Below are 15,323 nucleotides of genomic sequence, written 5' to 3'. Positions count from 1 at the left end.
ACCAATCCGCATATCGTTATGGCGCTCGCGGCAGGCGTTTTGAAATGCTTATGCGTTTTCATGCATAAGCAAGCGCCGATTTGTTCGTTCCCTTTTGGGGCGGTTGTTTACATACTCGGCACCTTTTTGCGAACTCCGCGACCGGCTTTCACGCTGGCTGCGCCTCCTCTCCATGACCAACCATTCGCCTGATACGGCCCGCGGCGACGCGGAGCAGCCGGTCATCCGTCTTCAATCGGTGCAGAAGTCCTTTGCCTTGCCCAGCGGCGAGGTGTTCGACGCCGTGCAATCGCTCTCGCTCGACATCCACCAGGGCGACGTGTTCGGCCTGATCGGCAAGAGCGGCGCCGGCAAGTCGACGCTGCTGCGCCTCATCAACCTGCTGGAGCGGCCCGATGCGGGCCGTGTGCTCGTCGGCGGGCGCGACCTCACCACGCTCTCGCGCCGCGAGCTGCGCGACACGCGCCAGAACATCGGCATGATCTTTCAGCAGTTCAACCTGCTGCAGAACGCAACGGTGTTCGACAACGTGGCCTTCCCGCTGAAGATCCACGGCCGCCACTCCAAGGCCGAGATCAACACCCGGGTGCGCGAATGCCTCGACCTCGTGGGCCTCGCCGAGAAGATCGACACCTACCCGGCCCAGCTCTCCGGCGGCCAGAAGCAGCGCGTGGCCATCGCCCGCGCCCTCGCACCGCGTCCGCAGGTGCTGCTGTGCGACGAGCCCACCTCGGCGCTCGACACCGAAACAACCCGTTCGCTGCTCGAAACGCTGCGCGACATCAACCAGAAGATCGGCGTGACCATCGTGATCGTCACGCACGAACTCTCGGTGGTCGAGGTGCTGTGCCGCAACGTGGCGATCCTTGAAAAGGGCCGGCTGGTCGAGCAGTTCGCCGTCGATGCGCCGAGCGAAGAGCGCAAGACCGCGCTGGGCCGCGAGATCGACGAACTGGTGCGCCGCCGCGAGCGCGAGGCACGCCTGCCGGTCGAGCCGCGTTCCGCATCCGCCGCGCGCAATGCCGAGGAGGTGGCCTATGTTTGAAAACATCACTCCCATCCTTCCCGAGCTCTGGACCGCCACGGGCCAGACTTTCATGATGCTGGCCATCGGCCTTTCGGCTGCTGTGCTGATCGGCGGGCCGCTGGGCATCCTGCTGTTCCTGCTGGGGCCGGGGCAGTCGCTGGAGAACAAGCCGGCGTTCCTCATCCTCAACTGGATCGTGAACACCGTCCGCTCCTTCCCTTTCATCATCCTGCTGGTGGCGCTGGTGCCGTTCACGCGAATCATCGCGGGCACCTCCATCGGGCCGCTGGCGGCCGCGGTGCCGCTGTCGTTCGCGGCCATTCCGTACTTCGCGCGCCTGGTGGACCAGTGCCTGCGCGAAGTGCCGCGCGGCGTGATCGAGGCGGCGCATGCCATGGGCGCCTCGGAACTGCAGATCGTCTGGCGCGTGCTGGTGGTCGAGGCGCGCTCGGGCCTGGTGCTCGCGCTCACGGTGCTGGCGGTGAGCTTTCTCTCGTACTCGGCGATTGCCGGCGTGGTGGGCGGCGGCGGCATCGGCGACCTGGCGATCCGCTACGGCTACTACCGCTTCCAGACCGACGTGATGGTGCTCACCGTGGCGCTGCTCGTGGTGCTGGTACAGATCCTGCAATTCGTGGGGAACACCACGGCACGCAGGCTGGACAAGCGTTGATTTCCTTCGTTCTCCCTTTCTCTTTTCTCCTGTTGCTCATTCCATGAAAACCGCATTGCTGCGCCGCTCCGTCCTCGCCGTTTCCCTCGTCGCGCTGTCGTTCGGCGGCCTGTCGCTCGCGCAGGCGCAAGACGCCAAGAAGAACCTCGTGATCGGCGGCACCGCCGGCTCGAACATCGACCAACTGAAGGTCGGCATCGTCCCCATCCTCGAGAAGAAGGGCTACAAGGTGAAGCTGGTCGAGTTCAACGACTACGTGCAGCCCAACCTCGCGCTCGCTCAGGGCTCGCTCGACGCCAATTTCTTCCAGCATCAGGTCTACCTGAAGAAGTTCTCGGCCGACCAGAAGCTGGACCTCGCCGAACTGGTGCAGGGCCCGATCGCGCCGCTGGGTGTGTACTCGACCAAGCGCAAGACGCTGGCCGACGTGAAAGAGGGCGACCGCGTGACGCTCCCGAACGACCCGAGCAACCTGGCGCGCGCGCTGGTGCTGCTGGAGCAGAACAAGCTCATCACCATCAAGGCCGGCGTGGACCCGATCCGTGCGTCTGAAAAAGACGTGGCCGAGAACCCGAAGAAGCTCAAGTTCATTCCGCTCGAAGCCGCGCAACTGCCGCGTTCGCTGGGCGACACCGAGTACGCCATCGTCAACGGCAACTTCGCGATCTCGTCGGGCCTGAAGCTCAGCGAAGCCGTGGTGCTGGAGAAGACGCCCGACTACTACCTCAATGTGGTCGCGGTGAAGACCGGCGACAAGAACTCGGCCTGGGCCAAGGACATCGTCGAGGCTTACCACTCGAAGGAATTCAAGACGGTGGTCGATACCAAGTTCCAGGGCTACGCCAAGCCCAGCTTCCTGCAGTAATCCAACCTCGACAAAGGACGCCCCATGCCCGTGCTCGCCGTATTCGATGCCCAAGCCAACTGGCGCGACACGCATGTGTGCGACGGATGGATCACCGAGCATCTTGCGAAGCAGGGCGTGAGTTGGGGGCGGGGCAAGGCGAAGAAGGGGCAGCGCGCGCTCGAAGGGGCGGGGTTGTTCTATCTGCCCACTGCGGATGGGTATCTGGGGTTGTTGTTCGAAGGGGGCGAGTGGGTTTCCATTCCCTCCGACCAGCTGCATTTCTTCGATGCTGGGGAGGCGGAAACTCTCGACGGTCTGCCTGCTGCGCTGCCGCTGTTCGAGGCCTTTGTTGAGGAAGTGCTGTCCCTGACCGGCAACGCAACCGACGAAGACTGATGCCAACTCATGCCGAACATTCCCAGGAACCGTTCACGCTGAGCTTGTCGAAGCGCCGCGCAAGGCTTCGACAAGCTCAGCCCGAACGGTTGTTGGGGTGATTTGAATCGTGAAGCCGCGAATCAATCCTTTACACCGCTCGCCCTGAGCCTGTCGAAGGGCTGTTCTCGGTGGGCGCAAGGCTTCGACAAGCTCAGCCCGAACGGTTCTTGTCCAAGGTCACGTTTCAGGCCGCCAGCCGCTGCGCCGCTCGCCCACCAGGCCGCGCCAGCCCGAGGTGATCGCGCAGCGTGCGCCCTTCGTACTCGGTTCGGAAGAGCCCGCGCTTCTGCAGGATCGGCACCACGCCATCGACAAAGTCCTGCAGCCCGTGCGGCAGCGCATCGGGCATCAGGTTGAACCCGTCCGCCGCACCGCCCTTGAACCAGTGCTCGATGTCGTCGGCGATCTGCTCGGGCGTGCCCACGATCACGCGATGCCCGCCGCCGCCCGCGAGTTCGCGGATCAGCTGGCGCACCGTGTAGCCATGCGTGCGTCCGGCCGCGACCACCGCGTTGAAAAACGTGTGGTTGCCGTTGCCATTGCCCGGGAGCGGCAGGTTGTCGGGCAGGCGCTCGTCCAGCTTCAGGCGATCGGGCGTGATGCCCAGCGTGCCGGCCAAGCGCGTGAGGCTGTAGTCCCACGGGATCAGGTCGACCAGTTCGTCTCGGCGTCGGCGCGCTTCGGCCTCGGTGCCGCCCACGATGGTGGTGAGGCCGGCGAGCACTTTCACCGCATCGGGGCCGCGGCCCAATTCGGCGGCGCGAGTCTTGAGGGCGCGTGCGTAGGCCAGCGATTCTTCAAAGGACTGCGAAGCCGAGAACACGGCTTCCGCGTGGCGCGATGCAAGTTCGCGTCCATCGGCCGAAGCGCCGGCCTGCACCAGCACCGGATGCCCCTGCGGCGCACGTGGCAGGTTCAGCGGCCCCTGCACCGCGAAGTGCTCGCCGCGGTGCGCAATCGCATGCACCTTGGTTGGGTCGATGAAGCTGCCACTGGCCTTGTCGCCGACGAAGGCGTCGTCTTCCCAGCTGTCCCACAGCGCCTTCACGATGCCGGCGAACTCCGAGGCGCGGGCGTAGCGCTTCGTGTGGTCGGGCGTGGTGTCCAGGCCGAAGTTGCGGGCCGAGGGCAGGTCGGCCGTGGTCACCATGTTCCAGCCCGCGCGGCCGTTGCTCACGTGGTCGAGCGTGGAGAAACGGCGCGCGATGTTGTAGGGCTCGTTGTAGCTGGTGGAGGCGGTGGCGATCAGGCCGATGTGCGTCGTCGCCGCGGCCACGCAGGCCAGCAGGATGGTGGGCTCCAGCGCGGTGATCGGGCGGAAGTGGATCTGGTCCACGATCGCCGCGTTGTCCGCAAGAAAGATCGCATCGAGCTTGGCCGCTTCCGCGATCTGCGCGGTTCGGATGTAGTGCTGGATGTCGGCGAATGCCCACGGGTCGCTCTCCGGCAGGCGCCAGGCAGAGGGCACGAATCCCGAATGCAGGATGTTGACGTTGAGGTGCAGTTGCCTGCGCGGAGCGCCCTTGTTGTCGTCGCTCATTGGTTGAAGTAATCCGGCATCCGGTAGCCCGCCCACACCGGGTTGGCCTTGAAGAACTTCTGGAACTCGGGCGACTGGTAGGCGGCCACGATGTCTTTCGCGAACTTCGCGCAGATGTGAAGAAGCAGGCTCAGTGCGAGGCCGCCGGACAGCGGCGCGAGGCGGCGCAGCCACGAGGGCGCGCGCGAAAAGGAAGGCATGGCGACAACTCCGGGAGACGGCAACAGGAGTCGCGCACTCTAGGCGGCGGTGCCTGTCGCGCGAACGAAGATTTGCGCGCTTGGATATCCGGCCGGCGGATATCGGAGGGGAGGGCGATGACGTCGATCCGCGCCTTTTGTAGGATGCCGCCATGACCCAGCACATCGGAATCGTCGGCTGCTCCGCCGAAGGCGCATCGCTTTGCTACCAGACGATCTGCGTGGAGGGCGCGAAATTCCTCGGGCCGCATGCGCATCCCGAGGTCTCGATGCACACGCCCTCCCTGTCGGACTACATGGAACACATCTACCGCGACGACTGGCACGGCGTGGGCGAAGTGATGCTCGCCTCGGCGCACAAGCTCGCGAAGATCGGCGCGGATTTCCTGGTCTGCCCGGACAACACCATTCACCAGGCGCTGCCGTTTATCGAAGGGCGCTCGCCGCTGCCCTGGCTGCATATTGCGGAGTGCGTCGCTGAAGAGGCGGTGCAGCGCGGCTTCAGGCGCATCGGCATCACGGGCACGCGCTGGCTGACCGACAGCGAGGTGTATCCCGAGAAGCTCTCGGCCCGCGGCCTGGCATACGTTCGCCCCACCATCGAGGAGCGCGACGAGATCGCGCGGATCATCATGGAAGAGCTGGTCTACGGCGTCTTCAAGCCCGAGGCCGTGGCCACCTTCCAGCGCGTGATGCAGCGCATGAAGGACGAGGAAGGCTGCGATGCCGTGGTGCTCGGCTGCACCGAGATTCCGCTGATCATGAGCGACGCGAATTCGCCGCTGCAGACGCTGGATTCGACGCGGCTGCTGGCGCGTGCGGCATTGCGCCGGGCCGCGCAGAAAAACTAGGCCAGGAAGTCTTCGATCATCCGCGCCACGCGCTGCGGCTGGTCGTGGTGCAGCATGTGGCCCGCGTCGTCGAGCCGCTCGATGCGCACCGAGGGCACGGACTTCAGGCGCTCGTGGAATTCATCGAGCGTGTAGCGGTTCTTCCACCAGCCCTGCAGGCTGTCGTCGGAGGCCTCGACCATCAGCGTCGGCGCGGTGATGCGTGCATAGAGCGCGAGGGTTTCATCGACGCGGAAGATGTGCGCATTGACGATCTTGTGCGCCGCATCGCCGAGGATCTGCCAGCGCGTGTTGCCGTCGGGCTGAAGCTGCCCGGCCGACCAGTGGCTGGCGAGCCAGTCGGCCTTGTCTTGAGAGAGGCGCGGGTTGGTCTTCATGAGGCGGCGGGCCACGCCGTCCACGGCCGAGTAGCCGGCGAGCGCCTTCTCGCCGCGGTGCAGGCCCTTGAGTTCGTCGATCCATTGGCCGTAGCGCGCGGGCGCTTCGTCGGGCTTGCGCGCGGGCATGCCGAAACCTTCGAGGTTGACGAGGCGGCGGATGCGCGCGGGTCGCACGCCCGCGTAGTGCATCGCGACGTTGCCGCCCATGCTGTGGCCGACGAGGTCGACCGGGCGGGCGTCGTCGCCTTCGCCTGCGTAGTGGTCGAGCAGCCATTCGAGATCGGCGAGGTAGTCGGCGAGCCAGTAGTTGTCGACGCCGCCGCCGTCGGTGAGGCCGAATCCGCGCCAGTCGGGGGCGATGATGAAGCGGTCTTCGGCCAGCGCATCGACGACGAACTGCCACGAGGCGGCGACGTCCATCCATCCGTGCACCAGCACCAGCGGCGGGCGTTCGGCCGAGGGCTGGCCCCAGAGGCGCACGTGGTAGCTGAGGTTGCGCACGGGCACGAATTCGCTGCGCGAGGGACGGAGGGCTTGGTACATGGGCGCCGATGATAAGGAGCGGGGCGCTTTCGGGCAGTCCGGCAGACGACAGGTGCGGACGGCCGCGGGCAACTGCCGCTCGGGCTTTGGCCGCGCGGTCAGCGCGTTGCGGGGGAGGGCGGTAGCATCCCGCGCATGAAAAAGATCCAACTCGGTCAGAGCGACCTGCACGTCACCCCGATCTGCCTCGGCACCATGACTTTCGGCGAGCAGGTGGACGAACCCACCGCCCACGCCATCCTGAGCCGTTCTCTGGAACGCGGCGTCGACTTCATCGACACCGCCGAGATGTACTCGGTGCCCACCCGCGAGGAAACCTACAGCGTCACCGAAACCATCATCGGCAACTGGTTCGCCGCCAACCCCGGCGCGCGCCAGAAGCTGGTGCTGGCCACCAAGGTCGCGGGCCCGCTGCGCAACACGCCCTGGGTGCGCGAAGGCGTGGGCATGACGGCCGCCGACATCGTGGCCTCGTGCGATGCGAGCTTGAAGCGCCTGAAGACCGACACGATCGACCTCTACCAGATCCACTGGCCCGAGCGCCACGTGCCGGCCTTCGGCAACATCTACTACGACCCGGCCAAGGAAGTCACGCAGACGCCGATCCACGAGCAGTTGGAGACCTTCGGCAAGCTGGTGAATGCCGGCAAGATCCGCGCGATCGGCCTGTCGAACGAAACGCCCTACGGCGTGCACGAGTTCGTTCGGTTGGCCGAGCAGCACGGCCTGCCGCGCGTGGCGACGGTGCAGAACGTCTACAACCTCGCGAGCCGCGGCGTGGAAAACGGGCTGGACGAAACGATGCACCGGCTGGGCGTGTCGCTGCTGGCCTACTCGCCGTTGGCCTATGGCCTCCTCACCGGCAAGTACGACCAGAGCGGCATCACAGGGCCCGACGCGCCCGCCGAAGCGCGCATCACGCGCTACGAGTCGGTGCGCAAGCTGCGCTGGGGCCGGCCCGATGCGCTGAAGGCCGCGCGCCTGTACAACCAGCTCGCGCGCGACAACGGCCTGACGCCCACGCAGCTCGCGCTGGCCTTCTGCTACACCAAGTGGCAGGTGGCGAGCACGATCATCGGCGTGCGCACGCTCGAGCAGCTCGACGAGGACATCGATGCCTACGGCACCACGCTGTCGCCGGAAATCCTGGCCGAGATCGACAAGATCCGCTGGGACATCCGGGACCCGGCGGCGTGAAAGACCAGAAGGTGAAGAAGGTCCACGTTTCCGAAACGCCCGCGACGCAACTGCTGCGGGCGAACAAGGTCGCCTTCACCGAGCATCCGTACGAGTACATGGAGCACGGCGGCGCGCAGCGCGGCGCCGAGATGCTGGGGCTCGATCCGTTCACGGTCATCAAGACGCTGGTGATGCAGGACCAGGACGCCAGGCCGCTCATCGTGCTGATGCACGGCAACCGCACGGTGTCGACCAAGAACCTCGCGCGGCAGATCGGCGCCAAGTCGGTCGAGCCCTGCAAGCCCGAGGTGGCGCAGCGCCACAGCGGCTACATGGTAGGCGGCACCTCGCCCTTTGGCACGCGGCGCGAGATGCCGGTGTACATCGAGTCGACCATCCTCGAACTGCCGAAGATCGTGCTCAACGGCGGACGGCGCGGCTACCTCGTCGGCATCGATCCGCAGGTGTGCGTGGCGCTGCTGGGGGCCAAGCCGGTGCAGTGCGCGCTGGCAGAATAGCCGCCGCGGCGCGTCGGCCCACGATGGCGCCCTTCGACAAAAAAGAACAACCATTTCCCCGCGGAGCGCTGCCTTGAGCTTTCACCTGCCGTCCCTCATTGCCATCGTGGCTTCGTACCTGATCGGCTCGCTGTCGTTCGCGGTCATCGTGAGCAAGTCGCTCGGCATGGCCGATCCGCGCAGCTACGGCAGTGGCAACCCGGGCGCCACGAACGTGCTGCGCTCGGGCAACAAGGGCGCGGCGCTGGCCACGCTGGTGCTGGATGCGGTCAAGGGCTGGCTGCCGGTGTTTTTGATCCGCCACTACGGCGCGCAGTGGGGCCTGGGCGATGGCGTGGCCGCCGTGGCGGGCCTCGCGGCCTTCCTCGGCCACCTGTACCCGGTGTTCTTCGGCTTCCAGGGCGGCAAGGGCGTGGCGACCGCGGCGGGCGTGCTGGTGGGCATCGCGCCCTGGCTGGGGCTCGCGACCGGCGCGACCTGGCTGATCATCGCGGTCTTCTTCCGTTACTCGTCGCTGTCGTCGCTGGTGGCGGCCTTCTTTGCGCCGGCCTATTACCTGCTGGGCGGCAACATTGCATGGCCGCTCGACCGCGCGGTGCTGATCGCGATCATCATCATGAGTCTGCTGCTGGTCTGGCGGCACCGCGAAAACATCCGCCGGCTCGCGGCCGGCACGGAGTCGAAACTCGGCTCGAAGAAAAAGGCTTGAACAACACCATGGCAAACATCACCCGCTTTCACGTCGGCCCGCGTCTCTCGGAGACGGCCGTGCACAACGGCACCATCTACCTCGCCGGTCAGGTGCCAGACGACACCACGCAGGACATCCGCGGCCAGACCGCGCAGGTGCTCGCCATGGTCGACCGCCTGCTGGCCGAGGCCGGCAGCGACAAGTCGCGCATTCTCATGACGCAGATCTTCCTGGCCGACATCACCGACATCACGGCGATGAACGAGGTGTGGGATGCGTGGATTCCGGCCGGCAACACGCCGCCGCGCGCGACGGTGCAGGCCAAGATGGCCAATGCGGCCTACAAGATCGAGATCGTCGTTACCGCTGCTGCGGCCTGACGTTATTCAGTACCGCTTTTCCAGGACCATCTGGTCCGCGTCTCGGCGCATGGAGAAGCGGTTGATGAAGCTGTTGCCCAGCAGCACGAAGGGCATCGGCTGCTGCGAGACGACAGCATCGATGTCGTACACCTCCACATCGCCCACACGCACCGACTGCACGCGCAGTTTGTAGCCCTGAGACACACCGTTGGCGGTGTTCATCTGGATGCGCTGGCCCTTGCTGTAGTCCAGGCCGATGCGCTCGGCATCGGCGGCCGAGAGCGCGATCGAGGTGGCGCCCGTGTCGAGCATGAACGTGACGGCGCGGCCGTTGATGGCGCCCTGTGTCATGTAGTGGCCGCGGCTGTCGGGCGACAACACGATGCGGTTGCCGCCACCGCCTGAACCGCCACCGCCGCCGATGCTCACCGGCGTGTCCATGCGCAGGTTGACGCGCTTGCCTTCGAGCTCGACCACCGCCTGCTCGGCCTGCAGCGACACGAGCTTGACCCCCTGGAAACTCTCGCCGACCGCCACGGTCTTGGGCGGTGCGCCGTTCACGATCAGGATCGCGCGGCTGCCGATGGTGCCGGTGAGCATCACCGAGCTTGCAGCATGCGCCACCGCAACGGCAGCCAGAAGACACGCTGCCGTCGCAAGGGCGAGGGGTTTCATGAGGAGATCAGTCGCGGAAGTTGTTGAACGACAGGGGCATGTCCGGCACGTCCTTCTTGATCAGCGCCATGGCGGCCTGCAGGTCGTCGCGCTTGGCGCCGGTGATGCGCACGGCGTCGCCCTGGATCGCGGCCTGCACCTTGAGCTTGCTGTCCTTGACGATGCGGGTGATCTTCTTGGCCTGCTCGCTTTCGATGCCGCTCTTGACCTTGATGACCTGCTTGACCTTGTCGCCGCCCATCTTCTGGACGTCGCCCTTGTCGAGAAAGCGTACATCGACGCTGCGCTTGGTGAGCTTGCTGCGAAGGATGTCCTCGACCTGCACGAGCTGGAACTCGGCGTCACCGATCATGGTGATTTCCTTGTCCTTGAGGTCGACGGCGGCGGCGGTGCCCTTGAAGTCGAAGCGCGTCGCGATTTCCTTGGCGGTGTTCTCGACCGCGTTCTTCACTTCGGGCAAATTGGGCTCGCAGACGGTATCGAAAGACGGCATGGGCTCTCCTGAATTCTTGCGGGTGCTGAATGCGACAATTCTCCCATGATCGTGGAGCACAACGTCCCCCTGCAGCCGTACAACAGTTTCGGCATCGTCGCGCGCGCGCAGCGCCTGGCGCGCATCACGGACGAGGCCGATATCGCCGAGCTTCTGGCCGGCCCCGACTGGCAGGGCGCCCCCCGTTTCGTGCTGGGCGGCGGCAGCAACATCGTGCTGACCGGCGACGTCAAGCCGCTGGTGCTCAAGGTGGAAATCAAGGGTCTGCGGCTGGTCGAAGAGACGCCGCGGGCCTGGATCGTGGAAGCCGGCGCGGGCGAGATCTGGCATGACGCGGTCGAATGGATGGTGCGCAACGGCTATCCCGGCCTCGAAAACCTGGCGCTGATCCCGGGCACCGTGGGCGGCGCTCCCGTGCAAAACATCGGCGCCTACGGCGTCGAGTTGCAGGACCGCTTCGAATCGCTAGACGCCATCGACCTGGACACCGGCCGCAGCTTCACGCTCGATGCCGCCCAGTGCGCCTTCGGCTACCGCGATTCGGTGTTCAAGCATGTGCGCAGCGGCCCCAACGACTTCGGCCTTGCGGGCCGCGCGCTCATCACCCGCGTGCGCTTCCGGCTGCCCAAGCCCTGGAAGGCAGTGGTCGGCTACCTCGACCTCGAACGCAAGATGGAAGAAACCGGCAACTTTACGCCGAGCGCCGTCGACATCTTCGATTGGGTCTGCGCCATCCGCCGCGCCAAGCTGCCCGACTGGCGCGTGCTGGGCAACGCCGGCAGCTTCTTCAAGAACCCGACCGTCACGCCCGAGCAGTGCGCCGACATCATTGCGCGCGACCCCAAGATCGTTCACTACCCGATGGCCGACGGCAGCATCAAGCTGGCGGCCGGCTGGCTCATCGACGCGTGCGGCTGGAAGGGCAAGTCGGTCGGCAATGCCGGCGTGTACGAGCGGCAGGCGCTGGTGCTGGTCAACCGCGGCGGCAGCGAGAACCCGGTGACCGGCGGCGAGGTGATGACGCTGGCCAAGGCGATCCAGACCAGCGTGTACGAGCGCTTCGGCATCCGGCTGGAGCCCGAGCCGGTGGTGGTCTGACAAAGTAATCAATGGATCTCGACTTCCTGCACCTGAATTACCGCCGGCGCATCGCCGCGCTGGTGTGGGCGCAGCGGATCGTCATCGTGGCTGGCATTGCCTCGGTGTTCCTAGTGCCGGCGCGTTGGTGGGGATCGGCGCTGCTGTTCATCGCAGCCTTCTGTTTCGCGGCGCTCCTGAGCCGCATCGAAGTGAGCTTGCGCCGCCAGTTCATTCGTGAAGCGCGACTGCCGCCCTTCCTGATCGGCAAGCTACGCGAAGCCCATCCGCAACTGAGCCGCCGCGACGCCGAACTGGTGCTGCGGGGCCTGCGCCAGTTCTTCATGGCGCACCTGCGCAGCGACCGCAAGTTCGTCGCCATGCCCTCCAAGGTGGTCGACACCGCCTGGCACGAGTTCATCCTGCACACGCAGGGCTACCAGAACTGGTGCAAGGCAGCCTTCGGCGGCATGCTGCACCACAGCCCGGCCGAGGTGCTGGGCAAGGACCCCAAGCGCAACGACGGCCTGCGCCGAACCTGGTACTGGGCGTGCAAGGAAGAAAGCATCGATCCGCGCAAGCCCGCGCGCCTGCCGCTTCTGTTCGCGCTGGACATCAAGTTCGCGATTCCGGGCGGCTTCGAGTACGTGCCCGATTGCAAGGCGGTCGACCGGCACAACGGCTCGACCTCGCAGTGCGGCAGCGAATTCGGCGAGTCCTCGTCGGACGGCGGCAGCTCGGGTGATGCCGGTGGTTTCGGCGGCAGCGAATCGAGCAGCAGCGGCGATGGTGGGGGAAGCGGGGACTCCGGCGGCGGTGACAGCGGTGGCGGTTGCGGAGGGGGCTGCGGCGGAGGCGGCGACTGACCGACGCGACACGCCAAAGAGAAACGGGCCCATCGGGCCCGTTCGTCATTGAAGCGCGTTCGGCTTACTTGGTGCTCTCGTCGTCGTTCGCCAGCTTCGGCAGCGAGGCGCCCTGGCTCGACGACAGCAGCCCGGTGCGGGTGTAGATCGCCAGCTTCTCGCGCGTGTCGATGATGTCCAGGTTGCGCATCGTCAGCTGGCCAATGCGGTCCAGCGGCGTAAAGGCGCCCTCGACCTTTTCCATGCTCAGGCGCTCGGGCTTGTAGGTGAGGTTGGGCGACTCGGTGTTCAGGATCGAGTAGTCGTTGCCGCGGCGCAGCTCGACCGTCACTTCGCCGGTGATGGCGCGCGCCACCCAGCGCTGGGCCGTCTCGCGCAGCATGATCGCCTGCGGATCGAACCAACGGCCCTGATAGAGCAGGCGGCCGAGCTTGCGGCCGTGGTCGCGGTACTGCTCGATCGTGTCTTCGTTGTGGATGCCGGTGACCAGGCGTTCATAGGCGATGAACAGCAGCGCGAGGCCCGGGGCCTCGTAGATGCCGCGGCTCTTGGCTTCGATGATGCGGTTCTCGATCTGGTCGCTCATGCCCAGGCCGTGGCGTCCGCCGATGCGGTTGGCTTCCAGGATCAGCTCGACCATGTTCGGGTAGGCCACGCCGTTCAGCGCGACCGGCACGCCTTCTTCGAAGCGCACCGAGACGGTTTCGCGCTTGACCTCGACTTCGTCCTTCCAGAACGCGACGCCCATGATGGGCTGCACGATCTGCATGCCGCTGTTCAGGTGCTCGAGGTCTTTGGCCTCGTGCGTGGCGCCCAGCATGTTCGAGTCGGTCGAGTAGGCCTTCTCGGACGACATCTTGTAGGCGAAGCCGGCCTTCTGCATGAACTCCGACATCTCCTTGCGGCCGCCGAGTTCGTCGATGAAGACCTGGTCGAGCCAGGGCTTGTAGATCTTGAGCGCAGGATTGGTGAGCAGGCCGTAGCGATAGAAGCGCTCGATGTCGTTGCCCTTGTAGGTGCTGCCGTCGCCCCAGATGTTGACGTCGTCTTCCTTCATGGCCGACACCAGCATGGTGCCGGTGACCGCGCGGCCGAGCGGTGTGGTGTTGAAGTAGGTGACGCCCGCGGTGGTGACGTGGAAGGCGCCGGCCTGCAGCGCGGCGATGCCTTCGTTGGCCAGCTGCACGCGGCAGTCGATCAGGCGGGCGTTCTCGGCGCCGTAGAGCATCGCCTTGCGGGGGATCTCGTCGTAGTCGGGCTCATCGGGCTGGCCGAGGTTGGCGGTGTAGGCGTAGGGAATCGCGCCCTTGTTGCGCATCCAGTGCAGCGCCGCGCTGGTGTCCAGGCCGCCGGAGAAGGCAATGCCGACCTTCTGGCCGGCGGGAACGTTTTGGAGAATGGTCGACATGTCAGGTCCCGGTTCAGCCGAAATGGCAGATGTAGCTGTAGGGCTCGCCGGTCACCCGGATCTGGAAGCTGGAATTGGCCGGCACGTTGAACTTCTGGCCCGGACCGGAGGCGACCCATTCGCTGGTGCCTGCGAGCAGGTATTCGCAGCTGCCGGCAGTGCCTTCCATGATTTCAGGCGCGCCGGTGTTGAAGGTGAGGGTGGACGGCAGGATCACGCCGACCGATTTCTTGGTGCCGTCCGCGAGCGTGAGGCTGTGGCTCACGCATTTGCCGTCGAAGTACACATTGGCCTTGGTGGCCACTGCGGCGCTGTTCAGAGTGTCGGTAGTCGTCGTCATTGGGTGGCGCCGGCGCGCGGGCGGTCGGCATTCGAGGACGCACCGCGCAGGCGGCGCACCCCTCAGGGGTTGGAAAAGTCCTCGATTTTAGGGGCTTGCCCAGGCCCCAGCCGCTCACACCTTCTCAGCGATGCCAGCCGCCGCGGTAACCGCCGTAGCCGCGATACCCGTAGCCCCGCCCGTAGTAGCCGCCGCCCCAGCCGCGCGAATAGCCCAGGTTCAGCGAGATGCCCACCGGCGGGTACACGTAGGGCTGTGCGTACGGGTAGGTGTAGGCGGGCTGCACGTACACGGGCGGCGCATACACCGGCGCCGGCTGCACGTAGACCGGCGCGGGCGCGTTGGACACCACCACGCCGGGTTCGGGCACGACGCTGTCCCAGGGCGAACCGCTGCCCTGGCCCTGGTATTGCTGCTGCGACTGCGGGTCTTGCTGATACTGATACTGCTGCTGGTATGGCTGGCTGTTGTTATTCGCCTCGACCGGATAGGGCTGCAACTGCGATTGCGGCTGCACGGGCGCGGTGGTCGCACCCGAAGTGGTCACGCCGTAGGCGCTGGCCTGGACCGGAATGGTCGCGCCCGGCCGGCTGGTGGTGCGGGTCGTGTACTGGCGACCCTGGTATTCGTAGGTGACGTTGTAGCTGACGTCGCTGCCGGTCGTTTCGCGGATCGGCGTGGCAGAAATGACCCGGGCCTGGACCACTTGCTGGGCCTGCGCGATGCCTGCGCCCGTGGTCAACAGCCCGACCACCGAAAGCCCCGCGAGGGTGCGAAAAACGTGTCTGTTCATGGTGTCTCTCCTGCAGATCGGGTTTGGAGGCCGGCCGGCGAGGCGGGGTTCCGGGGTTTACACGGCGTTCACAGCCCAGCTTGCGGCGTCGAATCCCGTCGTAACGCCGGTTTTCGCGCCCCAGTTGACCACCGGCCGCTTGATCAGGCTCGGGTTGGCCAGCAGCACGGCGCGGGCCGAGGCGGCATCGACCACGCTGTTCTGGGTGGCTTCGTCCAGCTTGCGCCAGGTGGTGCCGCGGCGGTTGACCAGCGCCTCCCAGCCGGGCTTCTTCAGCCACTGGTCGAGCTCGGCCTCGGGCACGCCCTGTTTCTTGAAATCGTGGAAGGTGTAGGCCACGTTGTGTTCGTCGAGCCAGGCGCGGGCGCGCTTGACGGTGTCGCAGTTCGGGATGCCGTATAGGGTTGTCATGGCCGCCATGA

General features: G+C 66.0%; 20 protein-coding genes. 11 read left to right on the top strand and 9 right to left on the bottom strand.

Annotation, left to right across the window (positions count from 1 at the left end; translation table 11 throughout):
- Positions 1-172: 172 nt before the first annotated feature.
- Genes VARPA_RS21825 through VARPA_RS21810 form a run of 4 tightly spaced genes read left to right on the top strand, consistent with a single transcriptional unit; the run spans position 173 to position 2,943 of the window.
- The gene (locus VARPA_RS21825; RefSeq protein ID WP_013542755.1) at positions 173-1,045 is read left to right on the top strand and encodes a methionine ABC transporter ATP-binding protein; all 873 of its coding nucleotides are present in this window, start codon (positions 173-175) and stop codon (positions 1,043-1,045) included.
- Positions 1,038-1,700: a methionine ABC transporter permease gene (locus VARPA_RS21820; RefSeq protein WP_013542754.1), complete on the top strand. Its 663-nt coding sequence runs from the start codon at positions 1,038-1,040 to the stop codon at positions 1,698-1,700. The genes VARPA_RS21825 and VARPA_RS21820 overlap by 8 nt, the downstream gene beginning before the upstream one ends.
- Before the next feature lie 43 nt (positions 1,701-1,743).
- Positions 1,744-2,565 (top strand): MetQ/NlpA family ABC transporter substrate-binding protein, encoded by an 822-nt coding sequence (locus tag VARPA_RS21815; protein ID WP_013542753.1) that lies wholly within the window; start codon positions 1,744-1,746, stop codon positions 2,563-2,565.
- A 24-nt stretch (positions 2,566-2,589) separates the two neighbouring features.
- Positions 2,590-2,943, top strand: a complete 354-nt coding sequence (locus tag VARPA_RS21810; RefSeq protein ID WP_013542752.1) for a hypothetical protein — start codon at positions 2,590-2,592, stop codon at positions 2,941-2,943.
- 226 nt (positions 2,944-3,169) lie between these two features.
- On the opposite strand, the gene VARPA_RS21805 is transcribed toward VARPA_RS21810, so the two are convergent.
- Both VARPA_RS21805 and VARPA_RS31720 read right to left on the bottom strand, forming a co-directional pair.
- Positions 3,170-4,525: an LLM class flavin-dependent oxidoreductase gene (locus VARPA_RS21805; protein WP_013542751.1), complete on the bottom strand. Its 1,356-nt coding sequence runs from the start codon at positions 4,523-4,525 to the stop codon at positions 3,170-3,172.
- Positions 4,522-4,725 carry a hypothetical protein gene (locus tag VARPA_RS31720; protein ID WP_041942992.1) on the bottom strand — a complete coding sequence of 68 codons (204 nt, stop codon included), beginning with the start codon at positions 4,723-4,725 and terminating at the stop codon, positions 4,522-4,524. The genes VARPA_RS21805 and VARPA_RS31720 overlap by 4 nt, the downstream gene beginning before the upstream one ends.
- A gap of 152 nt (positions 4,726-4,877) precedes the next feature.
- Here VARPA_RS31720 and VARPA_RS21795 point away from each other — a divergent pair, with 152 nt between their 5' ends.
- Positions 4,878-5,576: an aspartate/glutamate racemase family protein gene (locus VARPA_RS21795; RefSeq protein WP_013542750.1), complete on the top strand. Its 699-nt coding sequence runs from the start codon at positions 4,878-4,880 to the stop codon at positions 5,574-5,576.
- On the opposite strand, the gene VARPA_RS21790 is transcribed toward VARPA_RS21795, so the two are convergent.
- On the bottom strand, positions 5,573-6,499 hold the full coding sequence (locus tag VARPA_RS21790) for an alpha/beta fold hydrolase (RefSeq protein ID WP_013542749.1): 927 nt from the start codon (positions 6,497-6,499) through the stop codon (positions 5,573-5,575). The genes VARPA_RS21795 and VARPA_RS21790 overlap by 4 nt on opposite strands.
- 135 nt (positions 6,500-6,634) lie before the next feature.
- On the opposite strand from VARPA_RS21790, the gene VARPA_RS21785 reads away from it, so the two are divergent.
- The 4 genes from VARPA_RS21785 (at position 6,635) to VARPA_RS21770 (ending at position 9,267) form a co-directional block, all read left to right on the top strand.
- The gene (locus VARPA_RS21785) at positions 6,635-7,696 is read left to right on the top strand and encodes an aldo/keto reductase (RefSeq protein ID WP_013542748.1); all 1,062 of its coding nucleotides are present in this window, start codon (positions 6,635-6,637) and stop codon (positions 7,694-7,696) included.
- Positions 7,693-8,196, top strand: a complete 504-nt coding sequence (locus VARPA_RS21780) for an aminoacyl-tRNA deacylase (protein WP_013542747.1) — start codon at positions 7,693-7,695, stop codon at positions 8,194-8,196. Before VARPA_RS21785 ends, VARPA_RS21780 begins: the two co-directional genes overlap by 4 nt.
- A gap of 73 nt (positions 8,197-8,269) precedes the next feature.
- Positions 8,270-8,905 carry a glycerol-3-phosphate 1-O-acyltransferase PlsY gene (gene plsY / locus VARPA_RS21775; protein ID WP_013542746.1) on the top strand — a complete coding sequence of 212 codons (636 nt, stop codon included), beginning with the start codon at positions 8,270-8,272 and terminating at the stop codon, positions 8,903-8,905.
- Between the two features lie 8 nt (positions 8,906-8,913).
- Positions 8,914-9,267 (top strand): RidA family protein, encoded by a 354-nt coding sequence (locus tag VARPA_RS21770; RefSeq protein WP_013542745.1) that lies wholly within the window; start codon positions 8,914-8,916, stop codon positions 9,265-9,267.
- Between the two features lie 6 nt (positions 9,268-9,273).
- Here VARPA_RS21770 and VARPA_RS21765 read toward each other — a convergent pair whose 3' ends face one another.
- Positions 9,274-9,924, bottom strand: coding sequence for a retropepsin-like aspartic protease family protein (locus VARPA_RS21765; protein WP_013542744.1), 651 nt, complete (start codon positions 9,922-9,924; stop codon positions 9,274-9,276).
- 7 nt (positions 9,925-9,931) lie between these two features.
- Positions 9,932-10,417 (bottom strand): YajQ family cyclic di-GMP-binding protein, encoded by a 486-nt coding sequence (locus tag VARPA_RS21760; RefSeq protein WP_013542743.1) that lies wholly within the window; start codon positions 10,415-10,417, stop codon positions 9,932-9,934.
- Between the two features lie 45 nt (positions 10,418-10,462).
- Between VARPA_RS21760 and murB the strand changes: the two genes are divergently transcribed.
- Both murB and VARPA_RS21750 read left to right on the top strand, forming a co-directional pair.
- Entirely contained in the window at positions 10,463-11,515 is a 1,053-nt protein-coding gene (murB, locus tag VARPA_RS21755; RefSeq protein WP_013542742.1) for a UDP-N-acetylmuramate dehydrogenase, read from the top strand.
- A gap of 11 nt (positions 11,516-11,526) precedes the next feature.
- On the top strand, positions 11,527-12,360 hold the full coding sequence (locus VARPA_RS21750) for a glycine-rich domain-containing protein (protein ID WP_013542741.1): 834 nt from the start codon (positions 11,527-11,529) through the stop codon (positions 12,358-12,360).
- A gap of 64 nt (positions 12,361-12,424) precedes the next feature.
- Here the strand turns inward: VARPA_RS21750 and argG are convergent, their stop codons facing one another.
- The 4 genes from argG to VARPA_RS21730 form a co-directional block, all read right to left on the bottom strand.
- The gene (argG, locus tag VARPA_RS21745) at positions 12,425-13,768 is read right to left on the bottom strand and encodes an argininosuccinate synthase (RefSeq protein ID WP_013542740.1); all 1,344 of its coding nucleotides are present in this window, start codon (positions 13,766-13,768) and stop codon (positions 12,425-12,427) included.
- Positions 13,769-13,781: 13 nt separating this feature from the next.
- Positions 13,782-14,108: a pyrimidine/purine nucleoside phosphorylase gene (locus VARPA_RS21740; protein WP_013542739.1), complete on the bottom strand. Its 327-nt coding sequence runs from the start codon at positions 14,106-14,108 to the stop codon at positions 13,782-13,784.
- Positions 14,109-14,232: 124 nt separating this feature from the next.
- Positions 14,233-14,901, bottom strand: a complete 669-nt coding sequence (locus VARPA_RS21735; protein WP_013542738.1) for a hypothetical protein — start codon at positions 14,899-14,901, stop codon at positions 14,233-14,235.
- Between the two features lie 57 nt (positions 14,902-14,958).
- On the bottom strand, positions 14,959-15,312 hold the full coding sequence (locus tag VARPA_RS21730) for an ArsC family reductase (protein ID WP_041942991.1): 354 nt from the start codon (positions 15,310-15,312) through the stop codon (positions 14,959-14,961).
- Positions 15,313-15,323: the final 11 nt, after the last annotated feature.

Source organism: Variovorax paradoxus EPS (assembly GCF_000184745.1).
GTDB classification, from domain to species: domain Bacteria; phylum Pseudomonadota; class Gammaproteobacteria; order Burkholderiales; family Burkholderiaceae_C; genus Variovorax; species Variovorax paradoxus_C.
This window is presented reverse-complemented; position numbering and strand designations above follow the sequence as displayed.